At 66.2% G+C, this 24,388-nt stretch carries 21 protein-coding genes; 8 read left to right on the forward strand and 13 right to left on the reverse strand.

Going from position 1 to position 24,388, the window contains the following annotated elements:
* The first annotated feature begins 70 nt into the window (after window positions 1-70).
* Window positions 71-1,258, forward strand: coding sequence for a pyridoxal phosphate-dependent aminotransferase (locus tag MGN01_RS17215; protein WP_147048061.1), 1,188 nt, complete (start codon window positions 71-73; stop codon window positions 1,256-1,258).
* Window positions 1,259-1,441: 183 nt separating this feature from the next.
* Here the strand turns inward: MGN01_RS17215 and MGN01_RS17220 are convergent, their stop codons facing one another.
* Window positions 1,442-1,660 carry a hypothetical protein gene (locus MGN01_RS17220; RefSeq protein WP_147048062.1) on the reverse strand — a complete coding sequence of 73 codons (219 nt, stop codon included), beginning with the start codon at window positions 1,658-1,660 and terminating at the stop codon, window positions 1,442-1,444.
* Between the two features lie 1,047 nt (window positions 1,661-2,707).
* Between MGN01_RS17220 and MGN01_RS17225 the strand changes: the two genes are divergently transcribed.
* From MGN01_RS17225 to MGN01_RS17235, 3 genes are all read left to right on the forward strand, one after another.
* Entirely contained in the window at window positions 2,708-2,890 is a 183-nt protein-coding gene (locus MGN01_RS17225) for a hypothetical protein (protein WP_147048063.1), read from the forward strand.
* Window positions 2,891-3,211: 321 nt separating this feature from the next.
* Window positions 3,212-5,410 (forward strand): transglycosylase domain-containing protein, encoded by a 2,199-nt coding sequence (locus MGN01_RS17230; RefSeq protein ID WP_147048064.1) that lies wholly within the window; start codon window positions 3,212-3,214, stop codon window positions 5,408-5,410.
* A 237-nt stretch (window positions 5,411-5,647) separates the two neighbouring features.
* Window positions 5,648-6,028, forward strand: a complete 381-nt coding sequence (locus MGN01_RS17235; protein WP_147048065.1) for a PilZ domain-containing protein — start codon at window positions 5,648-5,650, stop codon at window positions 6,026-6,028.
* Window positions 6,029-6,031: 3 nt separating this feature from the next.
* Here MGN01_RS17235 and ppa read toward each other — a convergent pair whose 3' ends face one another.
* Window positions 6,032-6,577, reverse strand: coding sequence for an inorganic diphosphatase (ppa, locus tag MGN01_RS17240; RefSeq protein WP_147048066.1), 546 nt, complete (start codon window positions 6,575-6,577; stop codon window positions 6,032-6,034).
* Between the two features lie 117 nt (window positions 6,578-6,694).
* Window positions 6,695-7,201: a GNAT family N-acetyltransferase gene (locus MGN01_RS17245; protein ID WP_147048067.1), complete on the reverse strand. Its 507-nt coding sequence runs from the start codon at window positions 7,199-7,201 to the stop codon at window positions 6,695-6,697.
* A gap of 164 nt (window positions 7,202-7,365) precedes the next feature.
* Between MGN01_RS17245 and MGN01_RS17250 the strand changes: the two genes are divergently transcribed.
* Window positions 7,366-8,091, forward strand: a complete 726-nt coding sequence (locus tag MGN01_RS17250) for a fused DSP-PTPase phosphatase/NAD kinase-like protein (RefSeq protein WP_147048068.1) — start codon at window positions 7,366-7,368, stop codon at window positions 8,089-8,091.
* 7 nt (window positions 8,092-8,098) lie between these two features.
* Window positions 8,099-9,103, forward strand: coding sequence for a WcbI family polysaccharide biosynthesis putative acetyltransferase (locus MGN01_RS17255; RefSeq protein WP_238258066.1), 1,005 nt, complete (start codon window positions 8,099-8,101; stop codon window positions 9,101-9,103).
* A gap of 10 nt (window positions 9,104-9,113) precedes the next feature.
* On the opposite strand, the gene lpxD is transcribed toward MGN01_RS17255, so the two are convergent.
* The 10 genes from lpxD to MGN01_RS17305 form a co-directional block, all read right to left on the reverse strand.
* Window positions 9,114-10,175: a UDP-3-O-(3-hydroxymyristoyl)glucosamine N-acyltransferase gene (gene lpxD / locus MGN01_RS17260; RefSeq protein ID WP_147048069.1), complete on the reverse strand. Its 1,062-nt coding sequence runs from the start codon at window positions 10,173-10,175 to the stop codon at window positions 9,114-9,116.
* 154 nt (window positions 10,176-10,329) lie between these two features.
* Complete coding sequence (bamA, locus tag MGN01_RS17265; protein WP_147048070.1) at window positions 10,330-12,915, reverse strand: outer membrane protein assembly factor BamA; 2,586 nt, start codon at window positions 12,913-12,915, stop codon at window positions 10,330-10,332.
* A gap of 545 nt (window positions 12,916-13,460) precedes the next feature.
* The gene (locus tag MGN01_RS17270) at window positions 13,461-14,621 is read right to left on the reverse strand and encodes a M50 family metallopeptidase (protein WP_147048071.1); all 1,161 of its coding nucleotides are present in this window, start codon (window positions 14,619-14,621) and stop codon (window positions 13,461-13,463) included.
* 148 nt (window positions 14,622-14,769) lie between these two features.
* A complete protein-coding gene (gene dxr, locus MGN01_RS17275; protein ID WP_147048072.1) occupies window positions 14,770-15,945 on the reverse strand; it encodes a 1-deoxy-D-xylulose-5-phosphate reductoisomerase in 1,176 nt (391 codons plus the stop codon).
* An 11-nt stretch (window positions 15,946-15,956) separates the two neighbouring features.
* A complete protein-coding gene (locus MGN01_RS17280) occupies window positions 15,957-16,823 on the reverse strand; it encodes a phosphatidate cytidylyltransferase (protein WP_147048073.1) in 867 nt (288 codons plus the stop codon).
* 57 nt (window positions 16,824-16,880) lie between these two features.
* On the reverse strand, window positions 16,881-17,447 hold the full coding sequence (frr, locus tag MGN01_RS17285; protein ID WP_147048074.1) for a ribosome recycling factor: 567 nt from the start codon (window positions 17,445-17,447) through the stop codon (window positions 16,881-16,883).
* 219 nt (window positions 17,448-17,666) lie between these two features.
* Window positions 17,667-18,389, reverse strand: coding sequence for a UMP kinase (gene pyrH / locus MGN01_RS17290; protein WP_147048075.1), 723 nt, complete (start codon window positions 18,387-18,389; stop codon window positions 17,667-17,669).
* A 174-nt stretch (window positions 18,390-18,563) separates the two neighbouring features.
* The gene (gene tsf / locus MGN01_RS17295) at window positions 18,564-19,484 is read right to left on the reverse strand and encodes a translation elongation factor Ts (protein WP_147048076.1); all 921 of its coding nucleotides are present in this window, start codon (window positions 19,482-19,484) and stop codon (window positions 18,564-18,566) included.
* 129 nt (window positions 19,485-19,613) lie between these two features.
* Window positions 19,614-20,681: a 30S ribosomal protein S2 gene (locus MGN01_RS17300; protein ID WP_147048077.1), complete on the reverse strand. Its 1,068-nt coding sequence runs from the start codon at window positions 20,679-20,681 to the stop codon at window positions 19,614-19,616.
* A 325-nt stretch (window positions 20,682-21,006) separates the two neighbouring features.
* Complete coding sequence (locus MGN01_RS17305) at window positions 21,007-21,927, reverse strand: KpsF/GutQ family sugar-phosphate isomerase (RefSeq protein ID WP_238258076.1); 921 nt, start codon at window positions 21,925-21,927, stop codon at window positions 21,007-21,009.
* A gap of 312 nt (window positions 21,928-22,239) precedes the next feature.
* Here MGN01_RS17305 and MGN01_RS17310 point away from each other — a divergent pair, with 312 nt between their 5' ends.
* Together MGN01_RS17310 and MGN01_RS17315 are read left to right on the forward strand one after the other, a co-directional pair.
* Window positions 22,240-22,938 carry a response regulator transcription factor gene (locus MGN01_RS17310; RefSeq protein WP_147048079.1) on the forward strand — a complete coding sequence of 233 codons (699 nt, stop codon included), beginning with the start codon at window positions 22,240-22,242 and terminating at the stop codon, window positions 22,936-22,938.
* Window positions 22,935-24,356: a sensor histidine kinase gene (locus MGN01_RS17315; protein ID WP_147048080.1), complete on the forward strand. Its 1,422-nt coding sequence runs from the start codon at window positions 22,935-22,937 to the stop codon at window positions 24,354-24,356. The genes MGN01_RS17310 and MGN01_RS17315 overlap by 4 nt, the downstream gene beginning before the upstream one ends.
* The last annotated feature ends 32 nt before the right edge of the window (window positions 24,357-24,388 follow it).

The raw sequence follows: 24,388 nt of genomic DNA on the forward strand, positions 1-24,388 counted from the left end.
GTCCGGGAGCGGCCGCCACAGGCCGCCTCGGCCGCGCCTGATAAGCGGGGCTCAACCGAACGAGGACAGCATGCTCCACGTCGTTCCCGCTTTCGACCGTATCGGCGAGGAGAACGCCTTCGCCGTGCTGGCGCGCGCCGGCGCGCTTGCCTCGGAAGGCCGCGACATCGTCAACCTTGGCATCGGCCAGCCCGACATGCCGACGCCCGCCCACATCGTCGAGGCCGGTATCAAGGCCCTTCGTGACGGGCATCACGGCTACACGCCGGCGGTCGGCATCCTGCCGCTTCGCGAGGCGGTTGCTTCGGACATCTTGCGGCGCCATCGGGTAACCGTTCATCCGGACTCGGTGATGATCGTGCCCGGCGGCAAGGTCACCATGTTCATGGCGATCCTGATGTTCGGCGCACCGGGCGTCGAGATTCTCTATCCGGACCCTGGCTTCCCGATCTACCGCTCCATGATCGAGTTCACCGGCGCAACGCCGGTGCCGGTGCCCATCCGCGAGGAGAACGGCTTCGCCTTCTCCGCGGAGGAGACGCTGGCGCTGATCACGCCCAAGACCCGGCTGCTCATCGTCAATTCGCCGGCCAATCCGACCGGCGGCGTCACGCCGAAGGCGGAGATCGACAAGCTCGTGAAGGGCTTGGCCGAGCACCCCGACCTCGCGGTGCTCTCCGACGAGATTTACGGGACGATGACCTACGACGGCGAGCAGCACCATTCGCTGTTGAACTACGAGGAAATCCGCGACCGGCTGATCTATCTCGACGGTGCATCGAAGACCTACGCGATGACCGGCTGGCGTCTCGGCTGGTCGGTCTGGCCCAAGTCGCTCTACGATGCGGCTCGCAAGCTTGCCGTCAATTCGCATTCCTGCGTCAACGCCGCGACGCAATGGGCCGGCATCGCCGCCCTGAACGGCCCGCAGGATTGCGTGACTGAAATGGTCGCCGAGTTCGACCGGCGGCGGAGGATCGTCGTCGACGGTCTCAACGCCCTGCCGAACGTCTCCTGCATCTCGCCGAAGGGGGCCTTCTACGCCTTTCCGAACATCTCGGAGACCGGCTGGAAAGCGAAGAAGCTCGCCTCTGCGCTGTTGGAGGAGGCCGGCGTCGCCGTGATCGGCGGTCCCGATTTCGGCGTCTGCGGCGAGGGCTATATCCGGCTGTCCTACGCGAACTCGGCCGAGAACATCCGTAAGGCCCTTGGGCTGATGAACGACTTCCTCGCGCGCGAGCGCGCCGATCAGGGTTGATACCGCACCAAGTGAAAACCCGCTTCGGCGAAGGGGACGGGCTGAATGCGATGAGAGCCGCGCTGGACGAGTGGGTCGGCAACGGCTGCGCCGCAGAGCCTGACTCCCTGGACGGCAGCATGACAGAGGTCGGTTCGGCCTACACGAGGCAAGTCGACCGAGTGCGGGGCTACGAACTCCCGATCAGATAATCGAGCCGGGATCGCGCGGCGGACCTCCGCAGCGAAAGCGCTCGATTCGCCAACGCTCATGCTCGTGATCGTTCTGCCACCCGGCCATCGTGAGCTGGGCAAGCGTCAGGCATTGCATCGGTGTCTGCACGGGCTCGTCGAAGTAATGCGTGCGCGTGACACAGTGGGCCGGGTTCGCGGCGAGGCAGGTGACGAAGTACAGGCCGATCATGCGAGGGTCGCTCCCTGGCGTCGTGCGGCGCTTCTCGGAAAGGCACTCTGCAAGCAGGGTGCCCAATCCGGTGAACCGGGGTCGCCCGCGTTGGTTCAGACGGCGCGCAACAATGTATGGAACGGCTCGGCCACCGAACCGTCCTATCGCCGCGCCTCAGATCAGAGAGCGCGTGCGCGACGACACACTTTAGTCTATGTGCCTGCTGCCTATTCGAAAACAGTGGGCTAGCGCTTTCGCCAGCGTAAGTCATTGAAAGAGAAAGCTTGCGTTATTCGGCGCTATCGCAATTTTTAGGCAATGGCGGTCAAGCCAGATGCACGCCAATTGAACCGCGCCTCACGAAACGCTGCAACACGTCATGGATCGCTGAGCGGATCGCCTTCAAGATTGAGGATTAGTTTATTGGCCTAAGCAACCGCCTTGTAAGTGGCAGGTCGCGAGTTCAAGTCCTGCAACCGGCACAACTTCTTGCCGATTGAGTGGAAACTGGCGGTTCCAGTTTCAATTTTTGACCCGATCCGATCCAAGCAGAAAAGCCCGCCGCGGCGAACCGGGCGGGCTCAGTTGGGTCGAAGGCTCTACGGAAAGCCTAACTAATAAACGCTGGCCGCAGAGTTTCATTCCACCGTCGGGACAAAATAAAACCCTCCAGGACGAACCGGGCCGGCTGTGATATACCTGATCACCTGAAGCGGGAGTGCTTTCAGATAGGCGCTATCGTCACGCGCGACGACACGGATCGTCAGCGCGTGGTGCAGAGCTCCAACAATGGCCAGGCAATCGAGGTCGTTTGCGTTTGGCCATCGATGTTTGGTTGATGCGCGATCGGCGACCGTGAACTCTCGCTGATCGCTATGATTGCGCCGACGATCCGATCGAGCATCAGTGCGACGCACCGGTGCGGAGCGCAGTGATCGGCAACGGCCAGAAGTGGGCCAGCCTGGAATAGCGCTCCATCGGCAGGGATGTGATCCTGCGCTGCCCCCGACCAAGACCGCGGAAAACACCGTTGTCGAGGTGTTGATCGACTTGATGCTCCGCCCGATGGCCTTAGAGGAAATCGAGCGCATTCCGGTCGAGGCCCGCACCGGCCCGATCATCGTGAGCGAGCGAACCAGCCTGCTCTATACGCAGCGCCAGTTCGAGCGGATGTGGAAGCGCGTCCGCACCGAGGGAAGCTGCCCGCCGAACTCTGGAGCCACGGACTTCACGCAGCGACGTCACTGAGAGCCGAGGCGGCGGCCAGATCGAGGCCCGGCCAAACTCGCCGGCCACCTCAGGGTCCGCACCACCGACACCGTCTACGACCGTGAGCAGCTGGAGGCGCACCGCCGCTTCGTAGAAACCCGCCTCACCCGCCGTGCGGTCAAGGATGCCTCGTGAACGGGCCGGCAACGAGCTGGGAATGGCAGTCGTAAGTGTATGTATTTGTTAAATAAACGGATTTTATGGGTTAACGCTCCCTAAACCCGCCGCAATTACCATGCGGAACCAGTGCTGGCCGGCCCGCTTCATGCGGCTTCGGACGGAACGGGTCAGATCGGGCACATGGCAAACGGACGCGGGCGGACGACGAGGCAAGAGCCGAATTTCGACGCGCCCGACGGTCGCGGCGCGGATCGCGGCACCCTCGACATCCGCCTCACGGGAGCCGATCGCGCAGGGGGCGGCGTGGCGAAGCGCGGATCGGGTTCGACGGATCGGGGCAGCCGGCCGCCGGCCAAGGGCGGCAAAGGTGGCGGCGGATCGCGCGGCCGCTCGCGCCGGCGCGGATCGATCCTGGGCAAGCTCGTCTATACGGGCGTCGTCGTCGGCCTTTGGCTGGTGATCGGCGTCGCCGGGCTTGTGGCCTATCACGCCTCGCAACTGCCGCCGATCGACCAGCTCAGCGTGCCGAAGCGGCCGCCCAACATCGCGATTCTGGCCAGCGATGGCTCGCTGCTCGCCAATCGCGGCGAGACCGGCGGCCGCACGGTGTCGATCAAGGAGTTGCCGCCCTACCTGCCGCGCGCCTTCGTCGCGATCGAGGACCGGCGCTTCTACGACCATTTCGGCGTCGATCCGGTCGGTATCGCCCGCGCGGTGGTGCAGAACCTGACCCGGCGCGGCGTCTCGCAGGGCGGCTCGACGCTCACACAGCAGCTCGCCAAGAACCTCTTTCTGACGCCCGAGCGCTCCGCCTCCCGAAAGATCCAGGAGGCGATCCTGGCGCTTTGGCTGGAGCACAAATACTCGAAGGACGAGATCCTCGAACTCTATCTGAACCGCGTGTATTTCGGCGCCGGCGCCTACGGCGTCGAGGCGGCCGCGCAGCGCTATTTCGGCAAGCCCGCCAAGAACGTGAGCCTTGCCGAGGCCGCCATGCTCGGCGGCCTCGTGCAGGCCCCGTCACGTCTTGCACCGAACCGCAACCTGAAGGCGGCCCAGACGCGTGCGGCGCAGGTATTGGCGGCCATGCAGGAACTCGGCTTCGCCAAGGAGGCGGACGTCAAGGTCGCAATGGCGCAGCCGGCCCGGACCTATTCGAGCCGTGGCGGTGGATCGGCGAACTACGTCGCCGACCTCGTCATGGATGTGCTCGACGACTTCCTGCCGAAATTCGAGGCCGACATCGTGGTGTCGACCACCGTCGATTCCGGCCTACAGGCGGCGGCCGAGAAGGCGCTCGTCGACGAGTTGAACGCCAAGGGCGTTCGCTACAATGTCGGCCAGGGCGCGCTGGTCTCGATGAAGACGGACGGCGCGGTGCGCGCGCTCATCGGTGGCCGCGACTATGCGCAGAGCCAGTTCAACCGCGCGACGACCGCCAAGCGCCAGCCAGGCTCGTCGTTCAAGCCCTTCGTCTACCTCTCCGCCATCGAGCGCGGCCTGACACCGGACACCGTGCGCGACGACGCGCCGGTGAAGATCGGCAACTGGTCGCCTGAGAACTACACCCACGCCTATCGCGGCCCGGTGACGCTGCGGGACGCGTTGGCACAGTCGCTCAACACGGTCGCCGTGCGTCTCGGGCAGGAGGTCGGCCCCAAGACCGTGGTGCAGACCGCCCAGCGCCTCGGCATCTCGTCCTCGCTGCAGGCCAACGGCTCGATCGCGCTCGGCACCTCCGAGGTCACGCCGATGGAGATGGTCGGCGCCTATTGTGCCTTCGCCAATGGCGGTACCGGCGTGATCCCCTACGTGATCGCGAGCATCAAGAGCGCGGACGGCAAGGTGCTGTACAAGCGCGGCGCAGGCGGCCTCGGCAGGGTCATGTCGCCGGACGCCGACGGCATGATGAACGCGATGATGCACGAGACCTTCGTCAGCGGCACCGCCAAGAAGGGCGAGATCCCCGGCTGGGAGCTCGCGGGCAAGACCGGCACCAGCCAGGATTACCGCGATGCCTGGATGATCGGCTATTCGGGTTCCCTCGTCACCGGCGTCTGGCTCGGCAACGACGACGGTGAGTCGACCAAGAAGGCCACCGGCGGCAGCCTGCCGCTGGAGATCTGGAAGACCTACATGACGGTCGCCCTGAAGGGCGAGAAGCCGGTACCGCTGCCCGGCATGAACCGCTGGCACGCGCGGCCCGAGGCGGCCGTGGCGCAGGCAACTCCGAACCCGATCGGGGACATCATCGGCGCGATTACGGGCGAGCCCCAGCAGACCGCTTCGACCCGCCCGCCGCCAGCACCGCGCGATCGCCGCCACAGCCAGGACGACCGCAATTTCCTGGAGAAGCTGTTCGGCGTGGGCGACGATTGACGTTGGACCTAAGCGCCATCGGCTTCTCCGCCCTCGGCGCCCTCGCATAAGGCCTGTCCGCGCGAGCAAACCATCGGCGAGACGGGAAAGCCGATGCAGCGCTAGGCTCCTGTGCGGGGAAAACTGATTACAACCTGCGGGACAAGATAGCTGTAACTGCCAAGCTCTTTTAACGTTTCAGCAACCGACAGCCCACAACTTTTGCGCGTATAGTCTCCGCATAACGGGAGACAGTTCGTGATCGAGCGCAGAAAAAGGCCACGCGTCCGTGCTGACAGCGTGGCATTCATCTTCACAAAGACAGGTAATCCTGTCGCCTGCCGAATGATCGATCGGTCGCCTGATGGGGCAAGACTACTTGTCGACAGCGTCTTCGGTATTCCCGACAAATTTCGATTGGTCGTTCAGAAGAGCGGCGAGAGCTTTTCCACGCAAGTCGTCTGGCGTGGCCCGCAGGAGCTCGGTGTTGCATTCGGCGAGACGCCTGACGTTCTCGCCGTTGCTTCCTATGTTGCAGCTCCGGAGCCGATCGACATCGTTCTCGATCGGACGATCGGTGGGCTACCGCCGGATCATCAGAGCGATAGCCTGACGTCCGGCGTGACCCCTGACCTCTGACAGTCAGGCCTTGCCGGCTTTCGCGGCCTTCTCGCGCTCGATGCCTTCGAGGATGAGGCGGTGCGCCTCCTCCTTGTCGCCCCAGCGGACGACCTTCACCCACTTGCCGGGCTCCAGATCTTTGTAGTGCTCGAAGAAGTGCTGGATCTGGTGGATCGTGATGTCGGGCAGGTCGGTGTAGTTCTGGATGCGCTCGTAGCGGGCGGTGAGGTGGCGCGAGGGCACGGCGATGATCTTCTCGTCCTCGCCGGCGTTGTCCTCCATGACCAGCACGCCAACCGGGCGCACGCTCATGATGGCACCCGGCACGATCGCGCGGGTATTGGCGACGAGCACGTCGCACGGATCGCCGTCGCCCGAGAGCGTGTGCGGGATGAAGCCGTAATTCCCCGGATAGACCATCGAGGTGTAGAGGAAGCGGTCGACGACGAGCGCGCCGGAGGTCTTGTCCATCTCGTACTTGATGGGCTCACCGCCGATCGGCACCTCGATGATGACGTTGACGTCGTGAGGCGGGGTCTTGCCGATCGAGATGTTGTCGATGATCATCAGCGCGTTTCCTGCGGACGTGGGGAGCCAGCCTTGCTCCTGCGGCAGGCTTCTAAACCGCCCCGCGCGCCAAGGAAATCGGCCGTTCAGCCATAACCGGGGCCGTCGGCAGAGGTTTCATCCGAAAATGTACGCGACTTTCGGCAGGCAGGCCCCCGAGACTCGCTCGATCGCCTCCGGGCCGGGCCGGCCACCGAGCGCCTCGTAGAAAGCGCGGGCGCGATCGTTGTCCGCAAGGGCCCAGACGCCTACGCGGGCCAGGCCGTGGTCGGCGAGATCGTTGCGCACCGCACGGAACAGGCGCGAGCCAAGCCCGATCCCCTGATATTCCGGCGCGACGTAGAGTTCGTCGACCTCGCCCTCGGCGGTGAGCGTCCGGTCGCGCGAGCGGCCATAGGCGGCGTAGGCCACCACCTGATCGCCGAATTCCATCGCGGCAAGGCCGCGGCCCCGGCCGATCATGCCGCGCCAAGCGCTCGGACCGCGCTTGGCGATGAACTTCTGCAGCGCCACGCCCGGGATTACTCCCTGATAGGCCTCGCGCCATGCGGCCTCGAACACCGCCGACAGCATTCCGATGTCGTCCGGCCTGGCCCGGCGGATACTGACGGTCTTCGTGCTCATGGATGCGCGGGCCTCCGAAGCAGGTCGGCGGATGATGCCGGCAAAAGGAGCGCCGGGGCAATGGCGAAACCAAGGCAGCGGACAGCTCGAATTGTCGGGCGCCGGGCCGCCTGTTAGATCGGCGGCTCGGCGAACCCTGCCGAGACGCCCCGCAGCCAGTCATCGTGTTCAACCGCTACCTCTCCTTCGAGGCGCGCTCCGCGCGGCGCTTGGCGCGCATCGCGCGGTTCGAAAGGCCCATCGCCGGGCCGCTCGCCCGTGCCGGGGCCTGGGCAAACATGCTGCTGCTCGACCACGGCGTCCTGCGGCTCGCCTATCCCAACCGCCACCGTGTCGGGAGCGGACTCGTCTGGCGCTCAGCTCAGCCGAGTCCGCATCAGCTCGCGTGGTTCAAGCGGCAGGGCGTCAGGAGCGTGATCTCGCTGCGCGGTGGGCGCGAGCACGGCTCCTGGCCGCTCCAACGCGAGGCCTGCGAGCGGCAAGGCCTCGCGCTCGTCGACCTCGTCCTGCGCTCGCGCGAGCCGCCCGCCAAGGAGACCATCCGCGAGGCTCAGGCGCTGTTCGCCGCGATCGAGTATCCGGCCGTGATGCACTGCAAGTCGGGCGCGGACCGTGCGGGGCTCGGAGCTGCCTTGTTCCTGATCCTGCATGAGGGCGTGCCGGTGCGGGAGGCGATGCTGCAGCTCTCGGCCCGCTACGGACATTTCCGCTTCGCACGGACCGGCATCCTCGATGCTTTCTTCGCGCGCTACCTGCAGGAGGGCGAACCGCGCGGACAGAGTTTCCTCGACTGGGTCGAGACGGATTACGACCCGGAGGCGCTTCGGCGCGATTTCCGGCCGGGCTTCTGGTCGGACCTCATGGTCGACCGCATCATCAAGCGAGAGTAGCCCCACCGTGTCCGTGCTGCAGACAGGGCGCCAGGCGCTACTCGGCGCCCTGGCCCGGCTTCCGTGGCGGCCGGCCACGCGCGATGTCCCGTACCGTCGGGGGGCACGGATCGCCGTGATCGGCAATTGCCAGGCGCGGGGCGTCGCCCGCTCGCTCGAAGTGCTGCTGCCGGACGCCGTCGTTACGCTGGTGCCGACCGGCCAGCTCGGCCGGAGCGTGCGCACTCTGCGCGCCTTGGCGGAGGGTTTGGCAGACTACGATCGCGTCTTCTCGCAGCCCATTACCGGACATTTTCCCGATGGCGGCTCGGCGGAGCTGCTGCGACTGCTGCCGCGGGCACGGCTGTTCCCTGCAATCGTCTTCGCCGCCTTTCATCCCGACATGGTCTATGTCGGGAATCTGTCGGCAGGCAGGGAGACCGGCCTAGTGCCGTCGCCGCTCCATACCTACCACTCGGCGATCACGCTGTTCGGCTACCTGCGCGGCCTGTCGGAGGAGCAGATCCTACGGCTGTTTCGGGACGACGCGCTCGCACAGCTCGGCTTCCTCGACGGATGGGACTTGGCCGCCGAGGACTTGGTGGCGACGAGCCGGGCGATCGGCTTCGATCTCGCTCCCGAGCTCTTGCGCTGGTCGCGCCGAGGCGCGTTCATGCACGGCATCAACCATCCCAAGCTCTTCGTGATGGCCGATATTGCGCGGCGTCTGGCAACGGAGGCAGGCCTCGCGCCGGCGGAGTTGCCAGTCGAGGCCTACCTTGCCGACGACCTGCTCGGCGAGGTGATCTGGCCGGTCTACCCGGCGGTGGCGGCAGCCTATGGCGTGAGCGGATCCTACATCTTCAAGCGCCGGGCGATGCCGAAGGTGCCCCCGCCGGTGCTCGACCTCTCAGGACTCGTGCGCGAGAGCCTGGCTCTCTACCGGACCTTGCCGAGAGCGCGGCTGACCTGCCAGCGCATCGAACATTGGTCCCGCCACCCGGACATCTGCGCCCTGTTCGACGCGGCCTGAGGGCTGGACTTCAGGCCTCCGGCTCGCCGCCCTTGTCCGCGCCGCGCTCGGCGAGGCGGGCCAGTGTCGTGAGTTCGCGGAACCAAGCCCGCACGGGCTTGGCCGGCGTGCCGCCCCAGCGCGAGCCCGGCGGCACGTCACGGTTGACGTTCGAGGAACCGGCGATCTGCGATCCCATGCCGATGCGCAAGTGGCCGACCACGCCGACCTGGCCGCCGAGCACGACATAATCCTCAAGCGTGGTCGAGCCAGAGATGCCGACGCCCGACACGATCACGCAATGGCGTCCGATGACGACGTTGTGGGCGATCTGCACGAGGTTATCGATCTTGGTGCCCTCCCCGATCACGGTATCGCGGCTGGCGCCGCGGTCGATCGTGGTGTTGGCACCGATCTCCACATCGTCCTGAATGATGGCACGGCCGATCTGTGGCACCTTGAGGTGGCCCCCTGCCCCCATGGCGAAGCCGAAGCCGTCCTGCCCGATCCGCGCGCCCGGATGAATGATGACGCGGTTGCCCACCAACGCGTTCGTCAGGGTCGCGCCGGCACCGATGGCGGAGTCGCGGCCGATGCAGACACCGGGGCCAACGACTGCGCCCGGTCCGATGACGGTTCCTGAGCCAATCTCCGCACCGGGGCCGACCACCGCGCCGGGATCCACGCGCACGCCGTCCTCGAGCCGCGCTTCGGGATGCACATGGGCGCCGGGCGAGATACCGGCGGCGGCAAAGAGCGAGCCTGGGCGCAGGGCGTCAGGGTACAGACGGCCGAGCAGGGTCGCGTAGACCCGGTAGGGATCGCGCGTCACGAGGGCAAGCGTCCCCTCGGGCACCCGGGCGGCAAAGCGCTTGGAGACGAGGCAGACCCGCGCCCGCGTCGCCTCGAGAGCGTCGCCGTAGCGTGCGTTATCCATGTAAGCGAGGTCGTCCGGCCCAGCGCTCTCCAGCGAGGCGACGCCGGTGACGACCGCATCTGGATCGGCGCCCTCGGGCAGCGCGACGCCGGCGGCCTCGGCGATGCCGGCGAGGCTCAAGCTGCCGTTGGACTTGAAGAAAAGGCGGTCCGACATCGGGTGATCACGGGGCTGTGTTGGGATCCGAGCGGTCCAAGACCACGGATCGCCCCCGATGCCAACAGAGCCGGCACGACAAAGCCCGGAAGCGGCGAGCGCTTCCGGGCTTTTGAAGAGGACCGCCCGAGATCCGGGCGGCGTATCGTGTCGATCAGAAGCGCGAGCCGCCGGAGAAGCGGAAGGCCTGAAGCTGATCCTTGCCGACGCGTCCGAGCAGCGATCCGTCGGCGGCATAGACCTTCTGGCCCTCGTCCTTGCTGAGGGCGTAGGCGTAGTCGAAGCGGATCGGGCCAAGCGGCGAGTTCCACAGGATCGACGCACCGATCGAGGACCGGATGATCGGCTTGTCACGAACGTTCAAGCACTCGGGCTCAACTTTGATCGCGTTCGGTCCGAAGTTGCTGTAGCTGCAGCCGAGCTGACCTGGTGCAATACCGTTGATCGCGCCGTCGCGGTTCACGTCGAATGCAGTCTTGCCGCTGTAACCGAACAGCGTACCAGCATCGGCGAACACAGCGCCCTTCAGACCGAGATCCTTCGGGATACCCCAGATCGGGAACTGAACTTCGACCGTGGCACCGACATAGGTGGTGCCGCCAACGGCGTTCGACTGCGTATCGGTCGTGCCGACGTCACGCGGGCCGAGACCGTTCGGAGCGAAGCCGCGGACGAGCGACGGGCCGAGGAAGAACTGGTCGGTGATGCGCAGCTTCTCGTCGGTCAGAGCGGTGATGTTACCGCCCTGGAGGCGAACGAAGCCGACGACGTCCTCGTAGAGCTCCTTGTAGTAGCGGGCATCGCCGGTGACGCGGAAGAACTTCGAGTCGCCGCCGAGGCCGGCGATGTCGGGCTTGATCTCGCCGTAGAAGCCGTTTGTCGGCCGGGCGACGTTATCGAGCGTCGAGTAGGCCAGCGTCGCGCCAACCAGCGAGGTCAACGTGCTGCCCTGCGACGCCTTGAGGGCGATCGAGGCTTCGCCGTCGAAAGCGCAGGTCGGATAGGCTGCCAAGCCGCCGACGTTCCGGCCGCTGACCGGATCGATGGTGCCAGGCGGGTTCAGAGCTGTGTAACCGGGGATCGGGTTGGAGCAGTCGTTGTAGGGCTGCTTCAGGGTGTTCGGGACCTTCAGCTCGGTGTTGTACAGCGAGTAGCGGAACGTGACACCGAGTTCCTGGGTGATCGGCAGACCGATGCGAAGCTGGCCGCCGTAGACCGTGGTCTCGTAGCGCGAGTACCGGGTCAGGTCGGAGTACTTGTAGAAGGCGTCGAAGCCGGCCGCGAGGCGGTAGCCGAGGAAGTACGGCTCGGTGAACGAGAAGTCGACACCCTTGGCGTACTGGCCGCCGGTGCCGGCGATGCGGACGTACTGACCGCGGCCGAGGAAGTTCGACTCGGAGACCGAGACCTCGCCGATGATGCCGTCCTGAGTCGAGTAGCCACCCGACACCGAGAACGAGCCGGTGGGTTGATCCTCGACATCGATGTTCACGATGACGCGGTCGGGCGCGGAGCCCGGCTCGTTGGAGAAGCGCACCTTCTTGAAGAAGCCGAGGCCGTTCAGCCGGCGCTCTGCGCGGTCGATCAGCACGCGGTTGTAGGCATCGCCCTCGCCGAGATCGAGCTCACGGCGGATGACGTAGTCGCGGGTGCGGGTGTTGCCGCGGACGTTGATGCGCTCAATGTAGACGCGTGGGCCGTCCTCGACCACGAAGCCGAGTGCCACCTGGTGGCTGGCGCGGTCGCGCTGGCCAGTCGGGCGGACCTGGGCGAAGGGGAAGCCCTGGCGGTTAACCTCGGTGGTCACGCCGGTAAGCGTCTTCTCGACGTCCTCGGCATTGTAGACATCGCCGACCTGAGCGCGGATCTCGCCCTCGAGGACGCCCTGGTCGACGCCCGGGACGCGGTTGTCCACGGAGACAGCGCCGACGGTGTACTGTTCACCCTCGTCGACGGTGACGGTGATCACCCAGCCGGCATCGCCATCGCCCTCGACGAAGCGGGCATCCGCGTTGACGACCCGGAAATCGGCGTAGCCGTTGCGCAGGTAGTAGCGGCGAACGATCTCAAGATCGGAGGCGATACGATCGGGATCGTAGACGTCGGAGGTCTTGATGAACGACAGGAAGTTCATCTCGGAAGTGGTCATCAGACCCTTGAGGGTCCGCTCCGAGAAAGCATTGTTGCCGACGAACACGATCTCGCGCACGCCGGTCTTGTCGCCCTCATCGATCTGGAAGACCACGTCGGTGCGGCCGTTCTCGAGATCGACCAGACGGTAGCTCACCTTGGCGCCGCCACGGCCCGAGCGACGGTAGGTCTCGCGGATGCGCTCGACGTCGGCAGCGATCACGGCATTGCTCAGCGCGCCACGGTCCTTCGACTCGATGACGCCCTGCAGAGTGGCCTTCTCGAGCTTCTTGTTGCCCTCGAAGAATACGCGGCCGATCACGCTGTTCTCGCGCACGGTGACGACGGTGGTGCCGCCGCGGCTCGAAACCTTCACGTCGGAGAACAGGCCGGTGGAGAGCAGGTTGCGGCGTGCCTCTTCAGGCGATCCCGATGCGGTCCCGGTCACGTAGGAGCGGATCGTGCTCGCCTCGACCTTGCGATTCCCCTCGACGACGATCTGCTGCGCATATGCAGCGCCGCCCACAACGACGCCGACGGCGGCAGTGGCGATCAGGACGATGGTCCGTTCCGCCGACTTGCGCCGGCGTTTCCCCGTCATCGACATCATGTATTCGCCCGTCTCATTGTTATCAGCGCGGGTTTGCACCCGCAGACGTCCACCTTTGCGGTGTGACGCCCTCTGGTCCCAGCCACGCTTCTATCGGGAATCCGAGGCGAAGCAACGGCAAGTAGGGACGACCCTCCGGGATTCTGCTGGGTCGTGGCCTTCGGGCAACTTAACGAGAAGTGGCAGATTCAAGCGATCACACAACAGGGTGAACGAGTCGTAAACTCCCGTAGCCATTTGGCTTTCAGGAATGACCCAAAGCCATCTTCAGGGTTTGTGAACCATCGGTTTTGGGACTTTTTCGTGGCAGGCAAGGAAGCCTATCGCGTCCTTGCGAGAACGGTTTCGGGCCAGGCTTACGCAACCCGGCTTCGCCACGCCGCGGAGGTCGTTCCCAAGCGCGGACGACGAACCTGGAATCCAGGATGAGGCTTCGCGGAGCGTAAAAGCCGGGCGTCCTCGAAGAATTGCACGCCTCTGGCGCGCCCTTCGGGTCCCGGCTCCGCCGCGCGACTCCTGGATGACCTTCGTGAATGATGAAAGCTTCAGGTTCCGCGGGTCGTCCAGGACGCCACGACATTGAAGATGTCGTTCTTGGTGGCGAAGATCATCAGCAGGGCGACGAGGCCGAGGCCAATGCGAAAGCCGATCTCCTGAACGCGCTCGCTCAACGGCCGGCCGCGGATCGCCTCGCAGGCGAAGAACAGCAGGTGGCCGCCATCGAGCAGCGGGATCGGGAAAAGGTTGAGCAGGCCGATCGACACCGACAGGAAGGCGATCCAGTTGATGATGCCACTGACGCCGCCGACCCGAGCGACCTCGCCGGAGACCCGCGCGATCCCGATCGGTCCGGAGAGCTGGTCGACGGATTCCCGACCGACGATCAGCTTGCCGAGGAAGTCGAAGGTTCGCTCGACGATGAAATAGGTCTCCTGCGAGCCGAGCGCGAGCGAGTCGAGTGGGCCGTATTGGACGAGTTTGCCCTCGTTGCCTTTCGGCCCCTGGACGCCGAGGCGGCCGAGACGATGCCGTCCGAACGGCGTCGTCTCCTCGAAGGTCTCGGGCTTGGCTGTCAGCCGTGTCTCGGTCCCGTCACGCTGCACCGTGAAGACCAAGCTCGAATCGGCGCTCGACGAGACGATACGCTGCATGCCGGAGAAGGTGTCGACCCTCTTGCCGTTGATCGCCTTGATGACGTCGCCGGTCTCGAAGCCGGCACGCGCGGCGGCGCTGTTTGGCATCACGGCCTCGACGCGTGCCGGAATCTCGTAGCGGCCGCTCATCCAGATCGCGCCGCTGAACACCGCGATCGCGAGAATGAAATTGGCGATCGGCCCGGCCGCGACGATGGCGGCGCGCTTGGCGACAGGCTGGGCCGGCAGGCTGATCGCGCGCTCGCGCGGGTCCATCCGGGCGATGGCCTCCGCATCCGGCACGCTGGCGCCGTTCACGTCACCAACGAATTTGACGTAGCCGCCGAGAGGGATGGCACAGAGCTTCCAGCGCGTGCCGTTGCGATCGTTGAAGCCGATGATCTCCGGCCCGAAGCCAATCGAGAAGGCATGAACGCCGACACCGCACCAGCGGCCCACCAGGAAGTGGCCCATCTCGTGGACGAACACCACCACGGTGAGCACCACGACGAAAGTGAGCAGCGTACCAACGAACCCGGTCGCCGTTCCGGTCATGGCCGTCAGAAAGTCCATCGTCTCATTCCTTCGCCACGACCGTCCTGAGCCGGTCGGCGCCCGGATGCAAGCCTAGCAGCAACCGCGCATCGTCGCACAGTTAAGGGGGGAGGCGCGAGCCGGCCCGCTGATACCTGCCCGCTTTCCCCGCTGTCCCCGCCCTGGCTCAACCGGCCGCGCGGGTCTCGGGCAGGGCCTGCTCCGACCAGACGCGCACTTCGGCGTCGATGGCCAGGGCCTCCTCGACATCCGCCGGCGCGGCCCCGAACACGGGAGCGAAATGCTCGCAGGCCCGCTCCACCACCTCGGCAATGCCGTAGAAGGAGATCGCGCCGCGGATGAAGGCGGCGACCGCGATCTCGTTGGCTGCGTTCATTACCGTCGGTGCCGCCCCGCCTCCGGCCAGGGCCGCGCGGGCGATCTTAAGGCAGGGAAAGCGCGTCTCGTCGGCAGGCTCGAAGGTCAGGCTGCCCGTGGCCGCGAGGTCGAGGCCCCTGCCCCGCTCGATCGTCAGGCGGTCGCCGAGCCCGAGGCAATGTGCGATCGGCACGCGCATGTCCGGCATGGCGAGGCCTGCGGTGACGGCGCCGTCGCGCCAGGTGATCAACCCGTGCACGATCGATTGCGGGTGGACGATCACGTCGAGCCGGTCGTGCCCGATGGCAAAGAGGTGATGCGCCTCAATCAGTTCAAGGCCCTTGTTCATCAGCGAGGCCGAGTCGATGTTGATCTTCATCCCCATCGACCAGGTCGGATGCTTGGCGGCCTCCGCCGCGCTCGCCGCCTGAATGCGCTCGCGGGTCCAGGTGCGGAACGGGCCGCCGGACGCCGTGATCGTCATCTTCGCAACATCGGCGATCGGGCCGCCGCCGAGCGCCTGAGCGAGGGCGTTGTGCTCGGAATCCACGGGGAGCAGCGTCGCGTTATAGCACTTGGCGTCGCGCATAAAGGCGTCACCGGCACAGACCAAGCTCTCCTTGTTGGCGAGCGCGATCGTGCGCCCGAGCCGCAGGGCCGCATGGGTTGGCTTCAGGCCCGCCGCACCGCTCACCGCCGCCACAACGATGTCGGCATCGCGCGACACCGCCTCCAGCACCGCGCCTTCGCCTGCGCCGTTGGAGATGCCCGAGCCCGAGAGCGCCTCGGCGAGCGCCGGCCCGGCGCTCTCGTCGGCTACGGCCGCGAAGGAAGCGTTCAACTCGCGCGCAAGCTTGGCGAGTCCCGCAGCATCGCGCCCGCCGACGAGCGAGCCGACGCGAAAGCGGTCCTTGTGCTGCGCCAGCAGGTCGACGGTGGAGGCGCCGATCGAGCCGGTGGCGCCGAGGATGGAGACGGTGAGCACAGTATGTCCTCTCAGGCCGGCAGGGCGGTGCGAGCCAGGATAGCGTGTAAGACGAGATATAACCCGACCAGCAGCGAGACAGCGAAAAAGCCGTCGAGCCGGTCCATTACGCCGCCATGGCCGGGGATCGAGCGCCCCGAATCCTTCACGCCGTAGCGGCGCTTGAGCGAGGATTCGTAGAGGTCGCCAGCCTGGCTGACGATGGAGGCAGCGGCACTCGCGAGGGCGATGGCTACGAGCGGCATCGCGGCGAACGCACTCCAGCCGGAGCCCCGCGCGACAAGAACGACCGCAAGCCCGGCGAGCGTACCGGCGACAAGGCCGCCGAGTGCGCCGGACCAGGTTTTCTTCGGGCTGACGCGCGGCATCAGCTTCGGCCCACCGATGGTTCGACCGGTGAAGTAGGCGATGATGTCCGTGGACCAGACCACCGCGAACATCCAGGCTGGCCCGACGAGGCCGATCCCCGGATCCTCGCGCAGCAGCGTCGGCACCAGGGCGATGACCGCGCCGCCGATATAACCCGTGACGGCATTGAACCGCGCGAACACGCCGCCTCGCGCGAGCGCCGAAAGCGCAACGACGGCGAGCCCACAGATCCCAAAAACTGCCCAGGTCGGCGCATTGAGGAGAATGGCGGCGCAGGTGGCGGCGATCGCCACGGCGTTCACCAGGGTCAGCGCCAGGACTGGCGACGTCCGGCTGATCGCGAACCATTCGTTAGCGCCGACGGCGCCGGCGGCGATCCAGATCAGCGCAAACGGCCATCCGCCGAAAACCAACGCGCCAAGCACGATAGCGCCCAGCACGACGGCTGAGGCGACGCGCTGGAAGAACTCGCGGGTGGCGAAGGTCTGCATCCGTCCGGAAGCATTCATCCGGCGCGCCTCCGCGCTGAAACCTGGCGGATGAATGTGGACCCGATCATGCGGGTCTCAAACCTGCATGATCTCCTTCTCCTTGGACGCCAGCACGCCGTCGACCTCGGCGATGTACTGGTCGGTAGCCTTCTGGACGTCGGCCGCCTGGCGCTTCTCGTCGTCCTCGGAGATCAGGCTCTCCTTGAGGAGCTTCTTGAGGTGGTCGAGCCCGTCGCGGCGGACGTGCCGCACGGCGACGCGGGACTCTTCGGCGTATTTGTGCGCGACCTTCACCATCTCCTTGCGGCGCTGCTCGTTCATCTCGGGGATGCGGAGCCGAATGGTCTGGCCCTCGGTCTGCGGGTTGAGGCCGAGGTCGGATTCGCGGATCGCCTTCTCGACGGCGGAGATCATGGAGCGATCCCAGACCGAGATGGAGAGGAGGCGCGGCTCAGGCACGCTCACCGTGGCGACCTGCGCCATCGGCATCATCGCGCCGTAGGCGCCGACCTGGATCGGATCGAGCAGGCTCGGCGTGGCGCGGCCCGTGCGCAGCGAGCCGAGATCCTTGCTCAACGAAGAGACGGCGCCCTGCATGCGGCGCTTGATGTCGGCGAGGTCGAATTCGGGGATTTGGGCCATGGTCTCACGTCGTCCCGTCGCGGCTCAGGGCGCTTTCCGACGAAGCGGATACCGTTTCGTGCAGGACAAGCGCGGCAAGGCAGGTTCTGGATACGAGACCCGGACACCGGTGGTGGACCGGGCTCGATTGCGGCTTCCATGGACGAAATTGGGCAGGCCCGCAAATGGGCAACCGCCCTTCCCGTCCCCGAAACCCCTGAAAATCGGCCCAGATCGGCCTCAGGGGACCACGTGGGTCGCAGGCGCGGCACCCGTCAGGATCGCCGTGACCGAGGACGGTGCGTGCACCGAGCCGACAACGATCGAGAGCCGGCTCTCGCGGGCGAGCGCAAAGGCGGCGGTGTCCATCACCTTGAGGTCGCGGGCGATAGCCTCGTCGTGGGTGATGCGGTCGTAGCGGGTGGCATTGGGATTCGTCTTCGGATCGGCCGAGTAGACGCCGTCCACCTGCGTCGCCTTCAGCACAGCGTCGCAGCGCAGCTCCGCCGCGCGGAGCACGGCCGCGGTATCGGTGGTGAAGAACGGGTTGCCGGTGCCGCCGGCCAGTACCACGACTTGCCCCTTGTCGAGATGGTGAAGGGCTGGCTGGCGGGCATAGGTCTCGCAGATCGTCGGCATCGAGACCGCCGACATGGTGCGGGCCGAGACGCCGGCCGCGTTCAGCGCCGTCTCGATGGCGAGCGAGTTCATGACCGTCGCCATCATGCCAAGCGAGTCGCCGGTTGCCCGGTCGATCCAGCCGGCCTGCGAGATGCGTGCGCCCCGGATCAGGTTGCCGCCACCGACCACCACGGCGATCTGGATGCCCTCGGCGACCACCCGGCCGATATCCTCGGCAAGCGAGGCAAGTGTCTGAGGATGCAGCCAATATCCGTCGGGGGCCGCCAAGGCCTCCCCGGAGAGTTTCACGAGCACGCGGCGAAACGGCGTCGTCTCCGGCATCGAAGGCTCCCCACCGGCGGGCCAGGCCGCCATCCGACTGAAATGATGTCGGCGGCTTCTAGAACAGGCGCGGCAAAGGGGAAACCGGATTTGTTGGGTTAGCGGGTTGCCCAAAATGATGAAGGGCGGCCTCGCGGCCGCCCTTCGAAACATGGTTTCCGGAGAGGAAGTCGATCAGCGCGACATCGCCGCGACTTCGGCCGCGAAGTCCGGACCCTCTTCCTTCTCGATGCCCTCGCCGAGGGCGTAGCGCACGAAGGCCTTGAGCGCGACGGGGGCGCCGGCCTTGCCCTCGGCCTCCTTGAGGACCTGGGAAACGGTCTTGGAGCCGTCGTGCACGAAGGGCTGCTCCAGGAGGGTGACCTCCTTGTAATAGCTCTTCAGGCCGCTTTCGATGATCTTGGCCATGACGTGGTCCGGCTTGCCGGCGTTCTTCTCGCGCAGAATGTTCGACTCGCGCTCCAGAACTGCCGGATCGACGCCCGCGGCATCGAGGGCCACAGGGTTCGTCGCGGCGACGTGCATCGCGATCTGGCGGCCGAGCGTCGACAGGAATTCGACGTTGCCCTCAGACTCGAGTGCTACCAGGACGCCGATCTTGCCGAGGCCGGGGCTGACCGGGCCGTGCACGTAGTTGGCGACGACGCCCTTCGCGACGTCGAGCTTGGCGACGCGGCGCAGGGTCATGTTCTCGCCGATGGTGGCGATGAGGCTCTGCAGCTTGTCGTTGACCGTCTCGGACGAGCCAGGGAAGGTCTTGGCCTGCAGGCCTTCGAGGGTGCCATCGGAGTCCAGCGCTAGCTTGGCGGCCTCGCGGGCAAAGGCCTGGAAGCTGTCGTTGCGGGCGACGAAGTCGGTCTCGGAGTTCACCTCGACCAGCGCGGCGTGATGACCAGCGGACTCAACGGCGACGAGGCCCTCGGCGGCGACGCGGCCGGCCTTCTTGGCAGCCTTGGCAAGGCCCTTCTGGCGCAGCCAGTCGACACCGGCTTCGAGATCGCCGGCGACCTCGGTCAGGGCGCGCTTGCAATCCATCATGCCGGCGCCGGTCTTCTCGCGAAGCTCTTTGACGAGGGCTGCGGTGATCTCGGCCATGGCTATTCTCTCTCAGCGAAGGGGATACGGACGGGTCTTTGAAGTAAGCGAGCCCGGCGCTTGGATGAAGCGCCGGGCTTTGCAGTGGCGTGACGCGAACGCGAACCGGGCTCAGGCGCCCGGCAAGCCTTAAGCGGCAGCGGCTTCGAGCAGGGCGCGCGACTGGGAGATCCAGCCGTCACGGTCGATGCGGCCGTTGAGCTTGAGCTCGGCGTCGAGCTTGGAGACATCTTCCGGCTGCATGGCGGCAACCTGCCAGTAGTGCCAGACGCCCGCATCGTTGAGCTTCTGCACGATCTGCGGGCCGACGCCGGTCAGCTTCATCAGGTCGTCCGGAGCGCCGCGCGGCGCCGGGAGCAGCTCGAAGTGCTCGGTGGAATCGGCGAGCGCGGCCACATCGGCCTGGGTGATCGCGTCGGACTCGATCGAGGCGGGCGCATGGGTCTCCTCGGCCGGCAGCTCCTCGGCGGTCGGCTGCTCAGAGGCACCGATGTCGATGCCCGACGAGCCCTGGCCACGGCCAATGCCCTCGATCGCCGCGCGGGCGATCAGGTCGCAGTACAGCGAGATCGCGCGGCCGGCATCGTCGTTGGCCGGGACGATGTGGGTGATGCCGTCGGGGTTGCAGTTCGTGTCGACGATGGCGGCGACCGGGATACCGAGGCGGTTCGCCTCCTTGATCGCCAGCTGCTCCTTGTTGGTGTCGATGACGAAGATCAGGTCGGGCACGCCGCCCATGTCCTTGATGCCGCCCAGCGCCTTCTCGAGCTTGTCCTTCTCACGCGTCAGCATGAGGCGCTCTTTCTTGGTGAGGCCGGTGGCCCCGCCTTCGAGCGTCTCGTCGACCTTGCGCAGACGCGCGATCGACCCGGAGATGGTCTTCCAGTTGGTCAGCATGCCGCCGAGCCAACGGGAGTTGACGTAGTACTGGGCCGAGCGCTTGGCGCTCTCGGCGATCGCCTCGGCAGCTTGGCGCTTGGTGCCGACGAACAGCACGCGGCCGCCCTTGGCGACCGTATCGCTCACAGCCTGCAGCGCGGCGTGCAACGCCGGCACCGTCTGGGCGAGATCGATGATGTGGATGTTGTTGCGCGTACCGAAGATGTAGGGCTGCATCTTCGGGTTCCAGCGGTGCGCTTGGTGACCGAAATGGGCGCCTGCTTCGAGGAGCTGACGCATAGTAAAATCGACGGCCATGATCCGTGTTCTCTCCGGTTATTTCCGCCGCGGAGGTTGCAGCCGGCTGAATGCGGGCCACCGGAAAGGCCTCATTCAGGCATGAAGCCGACTCCGCGTGTGGGATGGGCGGTGCCGTTAGCAGAATGGGGGATGAGGGGCAAGCCACGACAGGTGACATGCCGGTGCCTCGGCCTCGTCATACCAAGACTGCGAAGCGGAACTCGGCCCCGAAGGAGCACATCGGAGGTGGGCAATTCACCCGCGATGCTCGGGTTGGATTTTCCGCCGTGTTCAGTCGCCGATGCCGGGTGCTCGCCGGCGCGAGCCCCGAACGTCGGTGAGGTCAGGCCACCCCTGCTTGCAGCAGATCGTGGACGTGCAGGATACCGACTGGGCGGCCGTCCTCGGTCACGAACAGTGCCGTGATCCGCTTGCGGTTCATCAGGCCGAGCGCCGTGCTGGCCAGAAGCTCTCTCTCCACGACGACCGGATCGGCGGTCATGATCGTGCGAACCGGCGTATCGAGCAGCGCCGGGCCCATATGGCGGCGCAGGTCACCGTCGGTGACGATGCCGATGAGGCGGCCGTCCGCATCGGTGACGCCGCAGCAGCCGTAGCGGCGCCCAGCGATCACGATGAGCGCCTCGGACATCACCGTCCCGTCGGAAACCAGCGGGATCTCAGGGCCGGCATGCATGAGCTGCTGCACGGTCTTGAGCCGAGCGGCGAGCTTGCCGCCTGGATGCAGCACCTTGAACCCGGCCGATGTGAAGCCGCGCTGCTCGATCAGCGCCACGGCGAGCGCGTCGCCGAGGGCGAGCTGAATCAGCGTCGAGGAGGTCGGCGCGAGGTCGTGCGGGCAGGATTCGCGCACCCGCGGCAAGGCGAGCAGGATGTCCGCGGCGCGGCCGAGCGTACTGTCAGGCTTGCTCGTCACCGCGATGAGCGGAATTGAGAAGCGGCCAGAGAAGCTGACAAGGTCACCGAGTTCGGCGGTCTCACCCGACCAGGACAAGGCGACGATGACGTCGTCCGGCACGATCATGCCGAGGTCGCCGTGGCTCGCCTCGGTCGGGTGGACGAAGAAGGCAGGGGTGCCGGTCGAGGCGAGCGTTGCGGCGAGCTTACGGCCGATATGGCCGCTCTTGCCGACGCCGCACACGATGACGCGGCCCTTGGCATTGAGAATCGTGCGGACCGCGCGTTCGAAGGCATCGCCAAGATCGGCGTCGAGGGCCGCAGCCAGCTCCCGCATCGCTGCCATGCCCGATTGCAGGCTGCGCGTCGCCGACGAACGGATGTCGTCAGTGGTTTCGTCAGTCTTGACGAGGCTGAGCGTGCGGAACGGAACCGTTTCGGTCGCAGTCTTCATGTGCCGGTATGGACTCCAGGCAGTGCCATTACTCGAAAACGACTTCGGAATACGTCTTGGTATTTCAAATAATCGAACGGGCGCAGATTCTTGCGCCTGTGCTTCAACGATGTTTTGCCGGTATGGTTTAATTGTGACGCTTCGTTTTCGGCCGCATGAACGGACCGTTTTCCTGTGGCAGAGGACATCTTATCTGAGAGCGCAATGCGCCTTTTGATCATCGAAGACGACCGCGAGGCCGTCGCCTATCTCGTCAAGGCCTTTCGGGAGGCCGGCCACGTCGCCGATCAGGCGACGGATGGGCTCGATGGCTATGCCATGGCCTGCGAGGGCGCCTACGACCTCCTCGTCGTCGACCGGATGCTGCCGAAGCTCGACGGGCTGTCGCTTATCCGCTCCCTGCGCGAGCAGAAGGTCGAGACGCCGGTGCTGATCCTCTCCGCGCTGGGCCAGGTCGACGACCGCGTGAAGGGCCTGCGGGCCGGCGGTGACGATTACCTTCCGAAACCTTACGCCTTCTCGGAGCTGCTCGCCCGTGCAGAGGTGCTGGCCCGCCGCCGCGCGAGCGCCTCCGGAGCGACCGAGGCCACCGCCTACCGGGTCGGAGACCTCGAACTCGATCGGCTCTCGCACCGCGTCACGCGCGCCGGCCGCGAGATCGTGCTGCAGCCGCGCGAATTCCGGCTGCTCGAATACCTCATGCGCCATGCCGGGCAGGTCGTGACCCGCACGATGCTGCTCGAACATGTCTGGGACTACCATTTCGACCCGCAGACCAACGTCATCGACGTGCACGTCTCGCGGCTGCGCGCCAAGATCGACCGTGGCTTTACACATGCCCTGATCCAGACCGTGCGCGGCGCCGGCTACGTCCTACGCGCCGAGGAGCAGCGCACGCCGTGACGGCGCCGACCCCGCTTCGGCCATCGCGGGAGCGACTGCTGGCCCGCGTCGGCAAGCTGTTCCGCACGACAGCCTTCAAGCTCTCGCTCGCCTATCTCGTGATCTTCGCGCTCTGCGCGGTGACGGCGCTCGGCTACGTCGCCTGGAACGCACGCAGGGTTCTCGACGACCAGATCGTCCAGACCATCGAGGCCGAGATCAACGGGTTGCAGGAGCAGTACACGGCAGGTGGCCTGCGCACGCTGATCTCGGTGATCGAGCGCCGCTCGAAGGAACCCGGTGCCTCGCTCTACCTCGTCACGACGCCGGCTGGCGAGCGCATCGTCGGCAATGTCGGCTCCATCCCCTCCGCACTGCTCTCGCAGACAGGGCAGTTCGAGATCTCCTACGGCCGCGACGTCGATACCAGGGGGGCGCAGCATCGGGCGATCGTTCGGCTCTACACCCTTGCCGGAGGCTTTCACCTCCTCGTCGGCCGCGACACCGAGGAGCGCGACCAGCTGCGTGCCGCCATCGGCAATACCTTCGGCAGCTCGCTGGCTTTGGTGCTGCTGCTCGGCGTAGTCGGCGGCTGGTTCGTGGCGAGCCGCGTGCTCAAGCGGGTCGACGACATGACCGAAACGACCCGCTCCATCATGGCCGGCAATCTGGATGGGCGCCTGCGCGTTGCCGGCACCGGCGACGAACTCGACCGCTTGGCCCAGAATCTCAACCTCATGCTGGAGCGCATCGGGGAGTTGATGCGAGGCATGAAAGAGGTCTCCGACAACATCGCCCACGACCTCAAAACGCCGCTGACCCGCCTGCGCAACCACGCCGACGAGGCCCTACGTGGCGAGCGCTCGCCGGAGGAGCTGCGCGAGGCGATCGGCGCCGTGATCGAGGAGAGCGACGGGCTGATCCGCGTGTTCGAAGCGCTGCTCACCATCGCCAGGCTGGAGGCCGGCAGCGCCCGCGAATCCTTCTCCGAGTTCGACGTGGGTCAGGCCCTACGAGAGGTTGGGGAGCTTTACGAGGCTCTGGCCGAGGAGAACGGCCTGACGCTGTCCGTCGAGGCGGAGCCCGGCCTCATGCTCGTCGGCAATCGCGAACTCGTCGGGCAGGCGCTCTCGAACCTCGCCGACAACGCTATCAAGTACGGGGCGAGTGGAACCGGCGAGCGCAGCATCTTGATGAGGGCTGAGCGCGAGCCGGAGGGCATTGCGCTGACCGTCGCGGATCACGGCCCCGGCATCCCGGAGAGCGAGCAGGCCCGCGTGCTGGACCGCTTCGTGCGGTTGGACAATGCGCGCTCGCGGCCCGGCTTCGGGCTCGGCCTGAGCCTCGTCAACGCCGTGGTGCGCCTGCACGGCGGTACGCTCTCGCTCCGAAACAATGCCCCGGGTCTGGCGATTAAGCTGTCACTGCCGCGAGCCTGAGACCTACCTGAGACTTAGAGCGCCTAACAGAA

Origin of the sequence: Methylobacterium gnaphalii, from assembly GCF_007992215.1 — a bacterium.
Lineage (GTDB): Bacteria > Pseudomonadota > Alphaproteobacteria > Rhizobiales > Beijerinckiaceae > Methylobacterium > Methylobacterium gnaphalii.